The 12,956-nt window shown below is 63.8% G+C and carries 14 protein-coding genes; 1 reads left to right on the top strand and 13 read right to left on the bottom strand.

Features of this window, described 5'->3' with window-relative positions; all coding sequences use genetic code 11:
- Window positions 1-58: 58 nt before the first annotated feature.
- The 13 genes from AC1RJY_RS13130 to AC1RJY_RS13070 all read right to left on the bottom strand — a co-directional run bounded on the left by AC1RJY_RS13130 (window position 59) and on the right by AC1RJY_RS13070 (window position 11,949).
- On the bottom strand, window positions 59-442 hold the full coding sequence (locus AC1RJY_RS13130; RefSeq protein WP_011773409.1) for a LapA family protein: 384 nt from the start codon (window positions 440-442) through the stop codon (window positions 59-61).
- Window positions 443-612: 170 nt separating this feature from the next.
- Complete coding sequence (locus AC1RJY_RS13125; RefSeq protein WP_011773408.1) at window positions 613-843, bottom strand: hypothetical protein; 231 nt, start codon at window positions 841-843, stop codon at window positions 613-615.
- Window positions 844-943: 100 nt separating this feature from the next.
- Window positions 944-1,624, bottom strand: a complete 681-nt coding sequence (locus tag AC1RJY_RS13120; RefSeq protein WP_498602465.1) for an SDR family oxidoreductase — start codon at window positions 1,622-1,624, stop codon at window positions 944-946.
- Window positions 1,624-3,111, bottom strand: a complete 1,488-nt coding sequence (locus AC1RJY_RS13115; protein ID WP_498602464.1) for an NAD-dependent succinate-semialdehyde dehydrogenase — start codon at window positions 3,109-3,111, stop codon at window positions 1,624-1,626. Before AC1RJY_RS13115 ends, AC1RJY_RS13120 begins: the two co-directional genes overlap by 1 nt.
- A gap of 12 nt (window positions 3,112-3,123) precedes the next feature.
- Window positions 3,124-4,311, bottom strand: a complete 1,188-nt coding sequence (locus AC1RJY_RS13110; protein ID WP_498602463.1) for an iron-containing alcohol dehydrogenase family protein — start codon at window positions 4,309-4,311, stop codon at window positions 3,124-3,126.
- A 5-nt stretch (window positions 4,312-4,316) separates the two neighbouring features.
- Entirely contained in the window at window positions 4,317-5,303 is a 987-nt protein-coding gene (locus AC1RJY_RS13105) for an NAD(P)-dependent oxidoreductase (RefSeq protein ID WP_014920691.1), read from the bottom strand.
- 27 nt (window positions 5,304-5,330) lie between these two features.
- Window positions 5,331-6,848 carry an aldehyde dehydrogenase gene (locus AC1RJY_RS13100; RefSeq protein ID WP_011773403.1) on the bottom strand — a complete coding sequence of 506 codons (1,518 nt, stop codon included), beginning with the start codon at window positions 6,846-6,848 and terminating at the stop codon, window positions 5,331-5,333.
- 10 nt (window positions 6,849-6,858) lie between these two features.
- Window positions 6,859-7,962, bottom strand: a complete 1,104-nt coding sequence (locus AC1RJY_RS13095; protein WP_011773402.1) for a mandelate racemase/muconate lactonizing enzyme family protein — start codon at window positions 7,960-7,962, stop codon at window positions 6,859-6,861.
- 5 nt (window positions 7,963-7,967) lie between these two features.
- Window positions 7,968-8,477 (bottom strand): formaldehyde-activating enzyme, encoded by a 510-nt coding sequence (gene fae, locus AC1RJY_RS13090; RefSeq protein ID WP_498602462.1) that lies wholly within the window; start codon window positions 8,475-8,477, stop codon window positions 7,968-7,970.
- A 2-nt stretch (window positions 8,478-8,479) separates the two neighbouring features.
- Complete coding sequence (locus tag AC1RJY_RS13085; protein ID WP_498602461.1) at window positions 8,480-9,415, bottom strand: glycine betaine ABC transporter substrate-binding protein; 936 nt, start codon at window positions 9,413-9,415, stop codon at window positions 8,480-8,482.
- 29 nt (window positions 9,416-9,444) lie between these two features.
- Entirely contained in the window at window positions 9,445-10,230 is a 786-nt protein-coding gene (locus AC1RJY_RS13080) for an ABC transporter permease (protein ID WP_498602460.1), read from the bottom strand.
- Window positions 10,227-11,243: an ABC transporter ATP-binding protein gene (locus AC1RJY_RS13075; protein WP_011773398.1), complete on the bottom strand. Its 1,017-nt coding sequence runs from the start codon at window positions 11,241-11,243 to the stop codon at window positions 10,227-10,229. Before AC1RJY_RS13075 ends, AC1RJY_RS13080 begins: the two co-directional genes overlap by 4 nt.
- Entirely contained in the window at window positions 11,236-11,949 is a 714-nt protein-coding gene (locus AC1RJY_RS13070; RefSeq protein ID WP_498602585.1) for an ABC transporter permease, read from the bottom strand. The genes AC1RJY_RS13075 and AC1RJY_RS13070 overlap by 8 nt, the downstream gene beginning before the upstream one ends.
- Window positions 11,950-12,043: 94 nt before the next feature.
- Here AC1RJY_RS13070 and AC1RJY_RS13065 point away from each other — a divergent pair, with 94 nt between their 5' ends.
- Window positions 12,044-12,949 (top strand): IclR family transcriptional regulator, encoded by a 906-nt coding sequence (locus AC1RJY_RS13065; RefSeq protein WP_498602458.1) that lies wholly within the window; start codon window positions 12,044-12,046, stop codon window positions 12,947-12,949.
- Window positions 12,950-12,956 lie beyond the last annotated feature (7 nt).

Here is a 12,956-nt window from a genome sequence, read left to right as displayed (position 1 = left end):
GGGATTTAATTGCGGAAGGACCGGAGCAAGCGCTCCGGTCCTTCCGCAATTAACAGGTCTAAGGGGCCACGCCCGGCCCACCAACGGCCTTTTTGCGGCGGTGGTTGCTCATCCTCAGCTGAAGGATGCGGGCGCCTCCTGCGAGCGCCACCAGCACGCCGCCACCTACAGCCGCTATGAACAGCGTGGTGCCGAGTGCGAGCGTCCCCTCCAGCCCAAAGAACCGGACCGTGATCATGTCCTGGTTTTGGACGAAGAACACGATGAGCATCACCAGGACCACCAAACCAACGGCTACTGCCACCCACAGGGCGGCGGTGCGGGTTGGCCTGTCGTGGCCTGACGAGGGCGTCGGGGTTACTGGTTTCCGGCGCTCGGAACTACCTCGATCCGGACGGGCGGAGCTGTTCGGTACGCTTGCTGCATCATCTTGGAAACTCATGGAAGGCCCCCTCTGTAGACCAGCATTTACCGTACTACTCACATAATAAGCATGCTGATTAGTTGCTCAACAGTGGCACGGTAAGGGAATCAGGGTCAAGGCGCCGTGCCGGTCTTCACGTAAGGAAGGGCCGGAGTTCGCGGTCCGGCCCTTCGGCATCTCACGCCTTTTTAAAGGCTGTAGTCGGTGCTGGTTGGCCCGGGATCATTGTTCCGGACTGCGTAGTGATGGCCCTCAGAGTCGGTCTCGACGTCGAAGTTCTTCAGATCCGCCTCGGAAGCGGTCTCGAAATCATCGTGCTTGTGCACCACAGGGCCGTCCGTATCGCCGTGGGTTGCCGGTCCAAAAACGGACTGCAGCCGCTCGGTCACATGGACGAAGCCTTCCATTCTGCGTCCCATGTTTTCCACCTCCTTCCCTACCGGAGAGAGAAAAAGCGAGTGCCAATCAGTGAGGCAATTTTACGCCCGCTGAGGGAAAAAGGCGCGGCCTGAGGCGGGGCTAGAACGCCTGGCCGGTCGCCCGGACCATGACTTCTGAAACGTCGACGCCGGGTGGCTGGGTCAGAGCCCACAGCATGGTCCCAGCCACGGACTCGGGCGGGATGAGAGCATCCGGTGCTTCTTTCCACAGCGGGGTGTCCACATGGCCCGGCGCGATGTGGAGCACCCGCACTCCTGTCCCCACCAACTGTTGGCGAAGTGACTCCGCATACCCGGTCACGGCCCATTTGGTGGCGGTGTACAGATTTCCGGGATATACCTTCCTCCCTGCCGTGCTGCCGATCAGTACCATGTGTCCACGGTTCTCCAGGAGTTGCGGCAGGGCGGCCTTGGCCAGGATTGCGGGGCCGTAGACGTTGGTGAGGACCATGTGCCGCCATTGGTCCGGGTCGCCGTCGGAGAGATCACCGGCCGCGGAGAACCCGGCGTTTGCCACGGCGACGTCGATGCCGCCAAGGAACTCATGCGCTGCGGAAACGGCATCCCGGGTCTGCTCCCAGTCGCCGGCATCTGCCACCACACCACCAACATGACCAAGGCCGGAGCATGTCTCAAGGAACGCTGCGAGTTTCGCAGGGTCACGGCCCGTGGTGAACACCGAATGCCCGGCCTGCAGGGAATCCCTGACCAGGGCGGCACCGATCCCGCTGGTGCCGCCCGTGACAAGTAAACGAAGCATCAGGAGGGGTCCGCGATACCGATGTAGCGGGTCTCCAGGAACTCCTCGATGCCCTCGGTGCCACCTTCGCGGCCAAGGCCGGATTGCTTCACACCGCCAAACGGCGCCGCCGGGTTGGACACGATGCCTGTGTTGAGTCCGAACATGCCCACGTCCACTTTCTCGGACAGCCGGATACCGCGGTTGAGGTCCCGCGTGTAGGCGTAGGCCACCAGGCCGTACTCGGTGTCGTTCGCCAAAGCGACCGCTTCATCCTCAGTGGAGAAACTGACCACGGGTGCCACAGGACCGAACACCTCCTCATGCAGGATCCGGGCTGAGGCGGGAACGTTCGTCAGCACGGTGGGCGGGTAGAAGTAGCCCTCCCCGTCCGCTGGAGCCCCACCAGTCAAAACTGTCGCGCCGCCGTCAACGGCATCAGTCACCAGTTCGTCCACCTTCGCGCGACTCTTGGCATCAATGAGCGGCCCGATGTTGGTGCCATCCGCGGACCCGCGTCCGAGCCGGAGGGAGGACATGCGTTCCGCCAACCGATGGCTGAACTCTGACGCCAGCGATTCGTGGACAATGAACCGGTTCGCCGCTGTGCAGGCCTCCCCCATGTTCCGGAGCTTGGCCACCATGGCGCCATCAATCGCTGCATCCAGGTCCGCATCCTCGAAGACCAGGAACGGCGCGTTGCCGCCCAGTTCCATGGAAGTCCGGAGCACTTGCTGCGCAGAGTCAGCGATGAGCTGCTGCCCCACGCCGGTTGATCCGGTGAACGAGAGCTTCCGGAGGCGACTGTCCCGGATGAGCGGCCCCGTGACGTCGCCCGGGCGGGTGGTGGGAATGACGTTCAGGACGCCCGCCGGAAGGCCTGCTTCCTCCAGGACCCGAGTGAACAACAAGGCAGTCAACGGAGTAAGGTTGGCCGGTTTGAGGACCATGGTGCAGCCGGCGGCAATGGCCGGGGCGATCTTCCGCGTGGCCATGGCCAACGGGAAATTCCACGGGGTGATGAACAGGCACGGGCCCACCGGGCGCTTGGTCACGAGCAGACGGGACTTGCCGTCCGGTGCCGTGGAGTAGCGGCCCGAAACCCGCACCGCTTCCTCGGAGAACCAGCGCAGGAACTCGGCACCGTACGCCACTTCGCCCCGGGACTCGGCCAACGGCTTGCCCATCTCGAGGGTCATCGCCAGTGCGAAGTCCTCTGCCCGGGCCGTGACCAGCTCGAAGGCGCGGCGAAGAATCTCGCCACGCTCGCGAGGCGGGGTTGCCGCCCAGGATTCCTGGACGCGGGCAGCAGCTTCCAACGCACGGTGGCCGTCAGCGGGAGTCGCGTCAGCGATCCTGGTGAGCACAGCGCCCGTGGAGGGGTCCTCAACAACGGACGTCCCGCCGTCGGACGCGTCTGTCCACTGGCCGTCGATGTAAAGCTGCGTGGGCAGGGACTCAACGAACGCCCGCTCGGCGCCTGTCAGAGCGGACGTATCAAAAGTCAAGGTGTTTTCCACTTAGAGCGCTTTCTCGAGGATCGTGCGGATTTCGACGGCGGTGGGCGGCACCGGGGTGTTGTTGATGACCGAGTCCGCCAAGGTGTCCTCCACGAGGGAGTCGAGGTCGGCTTCAGTCACGCCGAAGTCGGTAAGTCGGGCTGTCATGCCCACCTCCCGCGCCAGCGTGGCAACAGCCTCGACGGCGGCATCCGCGTTCTGTTCGACCGTGGCCGCAGTGTCTCCGACACCCAGCGCGAAGGCGAGCCGCGCGGTCCGGTCAAGCCGGTTGCGGAGGTTGAGGCGAAGGACGTCCTCGATCACCAGGCACAGCGCCAGGCCATGCGGGATGTTGAAACGGCCGCCCAGCGGGTGGGCGATGGCGTGCACCAGGCCCAGACCGGTGTGGGAGAAGCCAACGCCCGCAATGTGCGAGGCCAGGAGCAGCTGCGAACGCGCCTCGATGTCACTGCCGTCGGCCACTGCGCGGGGCAGGAACTCGGCCACCATGGAAACCACCTGAAGGGCAATGCCGTCCGAGTACGGGTTCTGCCGGATGGACGAGTAGGACTCAATGGCGTGCGTGAGCGCATCCATACCGGTGGCCGCGGTAGCCTTCGGCGGGAGCCCAAGGGTCAGCTCAGGATCCAGGACCGCGGCCTTGGGTAGCGCCGATTCGTGGCCGACGTAGAACTTTCGGTGTGCATCCACGTCCGTGACCACCCCGAACGCGTTGACCTCCGCACCGGTGCCGGCGGTGGTGGGCACGGCAACAATAGGCAGCGCCGGGTTCTCAAAGTGGTTGCTGTAGTCCAGTCCCGCTCCCCGGGCCGGGTTCACGGCACCCAGCGAGATGCCCTTTGCTGCGTCCATGGACGATCCCCCGCCAACAGGCACCAGTACATCGACTCCGGATGCCGCGGCCTGGTCCGAACCCGCATCCACGCACGTGGTGGTCGGGTTGGGCGTGACGCCGTCAAACACGCTGACGGAGAGCCCGGCTGCTTCCAGGGACTCCCGCACGGCCGCTACGACGTCTGTGGTGGCAAGGAAAGGGTCCGTGACAATCAGGGCGGATTTCGCGCCGAGGGCAGCGACAATCCCTCCAATCTCAACCACGCGGCCCCGCCCAAAGTAGGCGGTGGGCTTCGGATCCAGCGTCAGCTCCGTGGAGGCCAGTTCAGCGTGGATCTGCATACGTGTCTGCATGATGGTCAAGCTCCTTCCGTGGCGCTGCCGGAGGCCTGCACGGGCGTCCGCAACTGCATGCCGATAGCGTCTTCGTAAAGTTTTACCGGGGTCATCTCCCCGGCCTTGTCGCCGTAAAGAGCCTTGGCCCGGCGGTAGAGCTGCTCCACCAAGCCGGACAACTCCATGGGAACTCCAACGGAACGGGCCAGGTCCACGGACAAGCCAAGGTCTTTGCAGGCCAAGGCGATCGCGAAGCCTTCGTCGTAGTCGCCGTGGTTGAGGATGGACAGGACATCGTTTTGGACGAAGTTGGAGTTCGCCGGGCTGGCGATGAGCGCCTGCCTCAGGACTTCCAGGTCCACACCCGCCTTGACGCCTGTGCTCAGGACCTCCGCGGTGGCCACCAGGTGCGAGAACCACAGCTGGTTGATCATGAGCTTCACCGCGTAGCCGGCGCCATGGCCGCCCACGTGCAGTATCCGTTCAGGATCGCCCATAGCTTCGAACACGGGACGAAGACGTTCGACGTCGGCAGGCTCGCCACCGACAAAGATCTGCAGCATGCCGTTCGCAGCGCCTACGGACATGCCGCTGACGGGTGCGTCAAGGACGCGGATGCCGCGGACTGAGCCCGCCTCGCGAACCCTGTTGGCCACCTCCGGAACCGAGGTGGACATGTCCACCCAGGTGCCGCCGTCGGGCATCCCGGCAAGGATGCCGCCGGGCCCCATGGCCACCGTCTCCACGTGCTTGGGCGTGGGGAGCATGGTGATGACGACGTCGGAGCCGGCGGCGACTGCCGCTGCGTCCTCCGCCCACTCTGCTCCGTTCGCTAGGAGTGCGGCCGCGGATTCCTTGCGGACATCGTTGACCACCAGGTGAAAGCCCGCGGCTTGGAGGTTGCGCGTCATGCCCGAGCCCATGTTGCCGAGGCCGATGAAGCCGATGCGGGCGGTTCCGGGCGTGAGGGGTTGTGTTTCCGTGGCGGAAACGTGCGTTGTTGCAGTCATATCGAGTCTCAATTCAGGCTGGGTGGTTCAGTCGTCCAGGGCAGCGTCGCCCAGGTTGATCCAGGTTGTTTTCAGTGCGGAGTAGGCGTCCAGGGCGTGCAGGGAACGGTCCCTGCCGAACCCGGATTCCTTAAAACCGCCAAAGGGCGTAATGATGTCCGCGACGTCGAAGGTGTTCACCCAGACGGTGCCGGCGCGGAGTTCACGCGCGGCTGTGTGCGCCTTGGTGATGTCCTGCGTCCACACGCTGGCAGCCAGCCCGTACTTGGTGTCGTTGGCCATCCGGATGCCCTCCGCAGCGCCACGGAACGTCGATACTGCCAGTACCGGCCCGAAGATCTCTTCCTGGCCGATGCGGCCGGCGTTGTTGACCCGGTCCAGGACCGTGGGTTCCAGGTAGTAGCCATGTTCGACGCCGGCAGGGTGGACTTGGGTGCCGCCGCTGGCCACCGCGATGCCCTCGCCTTCTGCGACGGCGTAGTAGCCGAGGATGCTCTCAAGCTGCCGGTCATCAATAATCGCCCCGATCTGGGTGGCAGGATCCAGCGGGTCGCCGAGCTGCAGCGAGCGCCCCACCTTGATGACTTCTTCGATCAATTCGTCGTGGACGCGTTCGTCCACCAGGAGTCGGGAACCTCCGTGGCAGGTCTGCCCGGCGTTGTAGAAGATCCCCCAGGCCACAGCCGAAGCGCAGGCTGCGATGTCTCCGACGTCGTGAAGAACCACCTGCGGCGACTTGCCACCGAGCTCCAGCGCCACCTGCTTGCCATTGGATTCGGAGGCGTAGCGTTGGAAGTACCGCCCAACCTCCGGTGAGCCCGTGAAGGTGATCTTGTCCACGAGGTCATGCCGCCCCAAGGCAGCACCCGCAACGTGGCCGAGGCCGGGGACGACGTTGAATACGCCATCCGGCACGCCCGCCTCAGTGGCGAGTTCGGCCAGGCGCAACGCAGTCAGGCTGGTCTGCTCCGAGGGCTTGAGGACCACGGAGTTTCCGGCGGCGAGGGCGGGAGCTACTTTCCAGGCAGTGATGATCAGTGGATAGTTCCACGGAACCACTGCGCCGATCACACCGAGTGCCTCGCGGGAAATGACCGCGAGGGCGTTGCGCGGAGTGGGTGCGACGTCGTCGTAGACCTTGTCCAGGGCTTCCGCGTACCAGCGGAAGGTCCGTGCGCAGCTGGGCACGTCAACGGCGAGTGCGTCGCTGATGGGGTGCCCGGCATCCGTGGACTCCAGGAGCGCGAGTTCCTCGAGGTTTTCCAGGATCAGGTCCGAGAGCCTGGTCAGGACTGTTTGCCGGTGGCGGCGATCGGTCCTCGACCACACGCCGCTTTCGAAAGTACGGTGCGCGGACCGGACGGCATCGTCCACGTCCTGATCCCCCGCTGCCGCCACGTGAGCCGTGATGGAGCCGTCTCTCGGCGAGACAGTGGGGAATGTTTCACCGCTGCGCGCGGAGCGGAAACCGCCGTCGATATACAGTCCCGTGGCTGGCTGCTGGGCTGCCGCCCGCTCGATCCAGTCGTTCTTCGTTGTTGCCATGGCGGGCTCCTTAGACCGAGTACTTCTTGACGGCGTCGTAGTCGATGACGGCGCCCAGGCCCGGAAGGTCGGGCACGCGGAGTGCACCGTCGTCGTCGATGTCCAGGGGCTCCATGAAGAAGTCGCGGCGCTCGGGGGTCCAGCCCGGCGGGTCATAGGGGAATTCCAAGTATGGCCCCGCGTCCACGCCTGCGGCTACGTGCAGGTTGGCCAGCAAGCCCAAACCATTGCTCCACGTGTGCGGTGTGAAGAAGCGGTGCTTCAGGTTTGCCGTTTCGGCCACTTGGCGGGCGCGGTACATGCCAACTGCCAGGGCGACGTCGGGCTGGTAGATGTCGTAGGCGTCGGCTTCGATGAGGGCCATCATTTCCGGCATGCTGCGGACCATCTCGCCTCCCGAGACCTGGATGCCGGTCTGCTCACGCACGCGCTGTGCGCCCTTGATATCGGCCTGCGGAAGTGGTTCCTCGAGCCAGCGGACATCCAGTTCAGCCAGCTGGGCTGCGAGTCGGTGGACTTTGGCAAGTTCCAGGGCCGGTTCGATGTCGCCGCTCATGCGCCACATCTGGTTGAGGTCCACCATCAGGTCGAAGTCTTTGCCCACGGCTTCCCTGGCAGCGCGGACGGACTCCACGCCTTGGTCCAGGTGGTCCCGGGAAATACGGATCTTCATGGCTTTGAAGCCGCGCTCCTTCGCCGCGAGTGCAGACTCGGCCCTCGCTGCGGGCGCCTTCAGTTCGCCGGAGGAAGCGTAGGCCACCAGGCGATCCTGGGCTCCGCCGAAGAGAGTAGCTACCGGGAGTCCGGCAACTTTGCCGATGATGTCCCACAGCGCCGCTTCGAGTGGCCAGTAGCGGCCGCCGTGGAAGTTGATGGTTTCGATCCTGCGGACCTGGTTGAGGATGGCCATAGGGTCGGTCCCGATGAACAGGTGCTCATAGGCCTCGAAGCCATCCATCGTGTCGCCGGAGCCTACGCCGGTGATGCCTTCGTCAGTTTCCACCTCCACCAAAGTTGCCGGGAATGATGTGCGGGGTTCAGGATCCCAAGCGGCGTTGAACGGCGGGTCCAGGGGCAGGACCATGCGGGTCAGCCGGATTGCGGTGATCTTCATTGCTGTCAGCCTCGCGGGGTGAAGAAGGGGTTGGACGGGGAGTTGCGTGCCTCGATCACTTCTGCCGTGGAGGGAAGGTTCTTGACCCCGTTCTCCAAAGCAGTCCGGACTGACTCACGGTTATTGCGGTAGACGGCGTCGTCGTCGTCGGCGTTGGGGTTCACCCACACCGCGGCGATCAGCGCGTGCGAATCGGCCTGTTCGTCCGTGAGGATGCCGTCGGCCACAGCGTCTGCCACGCCTGCGGCGATGCCGGCCTGCGCTGCACCCCAAATGAGGTTGCCGTGCTGGTCGTTGGACGCCGCCGCCTTGGTGACGAAGAGCGTCAGCGGCTTCACGGGAAGCGAGGGCCGGAGGACGGCGACGAACGGAACGTGGCCGGCACTCGGTGATGCCAAAGCCGTGGCCCACGCGGTTCCAGCGGGGCCGCTCCGGTGTCCCAGTACGGTGTTGACGTGCGCTGCGTTGACGCCGTCCCCAATGAAGGACTCGCCGATTTGAAGCTGTTCAGTCATTTTCAGATCAGTCCTTCGGATTCGAGCCATTCCTTGGCAATGTCTTCCGGGTCTTCGCCATCCACGTCAGCCTTGGCGTTCAGCTGCTGCATGACCTCGGTGGTGAGCTTCGGGGAGACCTTGGCCATAATGTCCGTGATGGCCGGGTACTTGGCGAGGATGTCGGCCTTGACAGTGAGGGCACCTTGGTAAATCGGGAAGAAGTTCTTGTCGTCTTCCATGACCTGAAGCTTCAGCGCGGGAATGCGGCCGTCCGTTTCGAAGACTTCGCCGAAGTTGCAGTCCTGGCCCTTCTGGGTGGCGGTGTAGATGACGCCGGTGTCAAGCATGGAGACCTTGGCGTCGGGGCTCAGACCGTACTCTTTGCGCAGTCCCGGCCAGCCGTCGTCGCGGGTTGAAAACTCACTCTCCACGCAGAAGGTCTGCTCGCTGGCGGGAAGCTTGGCCACGTCCGAGAGGCTCTTGATGCCGAGTTCCTTGGCCTTATCCTCGCGAACGGCGAATGCGTAGGTGTTGTTCAGCGGTGCGGGGTCCAGCCAGGCAATGCCCTTCTTGGCATCGGCATCCTTCACGGCCTTGAACATCTCCGTTTTGTCCTTGATAGGCGTGGTCTGCTTGTTGTAGGTGATCCAGGACGTTCCGGTGTACTCCCAGTAGCCGGCGAACTGGCCGGTCTCGAAAGCCGTGCGGACGTTGGCCGAGCCCACCACGCTGGTGTTGGTGGTGGTGTCTGCGCCGTGGGCGTTCAGGACCTGGCTGGTGATGTGGGACAGGATGAACTGCTCGGAGAAGTCCTTGGCACCGAACACGCCGGTGAGGCCTTCGAGTTCGTTGCTTCCGGCTCCGCTTGACGTGGAGGAGGCCGAGCCGCCGCAGGCTGTGAGGCTGAGGGCCACGGCGACGCCGGTGGCCAGGAGGGTCATTGCGGATTTTTTCATGATGAAAGTCCTTGGGGAAGTAGGAAAAGTCAGATGCCTTTGGGCTTGAGCAGGTCTTCAGCGAGGCCTGCCAGCCAGTCGATGGTGAGGGCGATGCAGGAGACCACCACGGCTCCGGTGATGAGGACGGGCCAGCGCTGGAGTTTCAGGCCGTTGACGATCATGTCGCCCAGGCCGCCGGCGTTGATGAATGTGGCCACTGTGGCGACGCCGACGCAGAACACCAGCGCGGTCCGAAGTCCGGCAATGATCACCGGCACGGCCAAAGGGAGCTCGATGCGGGCCAGCACTTCCAGCGGACGCATGCCCATGCCCTTGGCCGCTTCCGTGAGGCTGGAGTCAACCTGTTGGAGTCCCACCAGGGTGTTCCGGAGGACAGGAAGGACCGAGTAGGCAACCAGGCCTACCAGTGCCACTTCAAAGCCTGTCTTCCACACGATGGCCAGCAGGATCACCAAGCCGATGGCGGGTGTTGCCTGCCCCACGTTGGCAATCCCGAACACCACTGCGTGGACAGCCTTGGAATGCACCCTGCTCAGGGCAATACCTGCCGGGATGGCAATCAGGGACACGATCGCGGACGCCGTGACGGTCAGCAGGAGGTGTTCCCTGGTCCGATCGGCAAGGTAGTCCCAGTTCAGGGTGCGCAACTCAATGGAATCGAGCGTCAGCGAGGAGATCCAGAGGAGCAATGCCAGCAATGCGCCCACGATGATCAGCGGTGTTCCGAACCGTTTGAAGGAGAAGTACTTGCCTTTGCGGTTTGAGGCGGTGCCGAAGGACGTGGCCAGATCCCGCGTTGCCTGCGCAGTCATGGCCGCACTCCCCCGGCAAGGGCTGGCGGGAGAATTTCGGCGCCGAGGACAGCGGAGATTCGTTCGATGTCGATGGTTCCCACAGAACTGCCGTTCCGGTCCAGGACCGATACGGGAAGGCCACCGGACAGCACCAAGGCATCCAGCGCGTCCCGCAGGGAGTCGTCCACACCTATGGTCATGGCGGTTTGTCCCCCGGCCGGACCCAGCGCCGCATGGCCCACAGGGATGAGTCCCAGCCGCTTTAGGGCGGCACCGTGTCCTACGAACTGGGACACATAATCGTTGGCGGGATTGGCCAGGATGTTCGCGGGGGTGTCGAACTGCTCGATCTGGCTTCGTTCGGACAGCACCGCGATCCTGTCGCCGAGCCGAACCGCTTCATCGAAGTCGTGCGTGACGAACACGATGGTCTTGCTCAGTTTCTCCTGCAGGCGCAGGAATTCACTTTGCAGCTTTTCCCGGGTGATGGGATCCGTGGCACCGAAGGGTTCGTCCATGAGCATCACGGGCGGATCCGCGGCCAAGGCCCGCGCAACGCCAACACGCTGTTGCTGCCCGCCGGACAGTTGGCGCGGGTAGCGGGAGGCGAACGTTTTGGGGTCAAGCTCGACGACGGCCAGCAGCTCTTCGACGCGGTCCCGCGTGCGCTTCTTGTCCCAGCCCAGGAGCTTGGGCACCACCGAGATGTTCTCCGCGATGGTCATATGCGGGAACAGGCCGATCTGCTGGATGACGTAGCCGATCCGACGGCGCAGCTCGTTGGGGTTCAGGGACAGGACGTCCTCACCGTCGATGGTGATGGAGCCCGAGCTCGGTTCGATGATCCGGTTGATCATCTTCATAGTGGTGGTCTTGCCGCAGCCGGACGGACCAACGAACATGATCAGTTCGCCTGGTGCGATGTCCATGGAGAAGGATTCGACGGCGGGAATCACCTGACCGGGGTAGGTCTTGGTGACGTCCTTGAGGACGATCCGGGCGCCGGCGGCCGGGGTTGTTGATTCAGACACGAAGTCCCCTTGAGGTAGTAACGCGGCGGATGAGCACGAACGCGCCATCCAGCAGCAGGGCAAGGACAATGACACCGACGGTTCCGACGACGGCGAAGTTCAGGGCGTTCTTGGACCCCAGGCTCGACAGGCCTTTGAAGATCATTTCGCCCAGACCGGGACCACCCACATAAGCAGCGATGGCTGCGATACCCATGGACAGTTGGGCCGAAACACGGACTCCGGTGAGCACTACCGGCCAAGCCATGGGCAGCTGGACCCGGAACAGGGTCTTCACGGTGCCCATCCCCATGCCCAATGCGGATTCGGACACTGCCGGCGGTACTTCGCGCAGCCCCACCACCGTGTTGCGGATGATGGGGAGCAGCGCGTAGAAGGCCAGACCCACAACGGTGGGAGTCCAGCCGAGTCCCAGCACGGGGATAAGGAGTGCCAGGAGCGCCATGGACGGAATGGTCAGGCCAACACCGGCCCCGGCGATGGCCATCGAGCGGCTGATGGGCCTGTTCCACACAAGGACACCGACCCCCACACCGATGACCGTTGCTATCAGCAGGGAAACCAAGACAACCACCAGGTGCTGGGCGGCGGATTCGGCAATGTCTGCCGATCTCTTGACGAGGAACTGTCCAAGGTCGGACAGAAGGGTGTCGTTCAACGTGATCCTCCTTTTCACTTCATTGGGGGTAAGGATCGGGGCCCACATCTCCGTGAGCCATGACACAACCGTAGAGGGGGCGTTCCCTTTTGCGCAATGAATGTTGTTGAAATGTCAACGCCATGAGGGTTAGGATCGGAGCGTGACCGGAACAACCAAGGAGCCAGCCGTGAACGGAACACCCATCCCCAGGCGCAATTCCTCGGGCCTCCGCAGGGATTTGGAACTGCTGGAGATCCTGGGCTCCCCGGAGGCCGTGGCCGGAGGGGGGCTCGGAGTAAACAAGGTTGCCGAGATCACCGGGCGGGACAAAGCCCAAGTGTCCCGGACACTTGCCACACTGGCGGAAGCGGGCTTGGTCAGCAGGGACCCGGAGAGCCTGCTCTACACTCTCGGGCACAGCCTCTACGCCTTGGCTGCCCGGACCACCGAGGCTCGCATGGTCAGCGCATCGGCACAATACCTCAAGCGGGTGTCGGCGGCTACTCACGAAACAACGCACCTTTGCGTGCTGCGCGGCGGCACCGTCCTGACCCTCAAGAGTGAAATGTCCAATCACACCTATAGGGCGCTGGGCTGGGAAGGTGTCAGCGTGGACGCCTGGAGCACATCAGCCGGCAGGGTACTCGTCAGCGACTGGGACGACGCCGCCCTGAAGGATTGGTATGACACGCATACCGCCGAAGCCAAGGCCGGGGTTCGGCCTGATCGGCAGGACCTTTCGCCCTTGGCGCTTCAAGCGGGCCAAAGCCCGTTAACAGGGGACCTCACGTCCAAGATCCAAACGTTCGAGGACCTTCGCGCCGAGATCAACCTCATCCGACGGCAGGGTTATGCGGTGGTGGACGAAGAATTCGAACTGGGCGTAGTGGGCGTCTCGGCACCCGTCTACGACTTCAAGCAACGCGTCGTTGCAGCCTTCAATGTCAGCGCGCCCAAGCAGCGGTTTGGACGGCATTTGGATCAAGCGGGGGTGCTGGCCGCGAAGGTTGCCCGGGACTTTTCCGTAGCTCTTGGCGCTTCAACCAACGCCGAAATCCCCCGCTGAGACGGGT

Source organism: Arthrobacter sp. GW822-FHT05G07 (assembly GCF_058799755.1).
The sequence above is the reverse complement of the archived record's forward strand: the minus strand, read 5'-3'. Positions and strand labels throughout refer to the sequence as shown.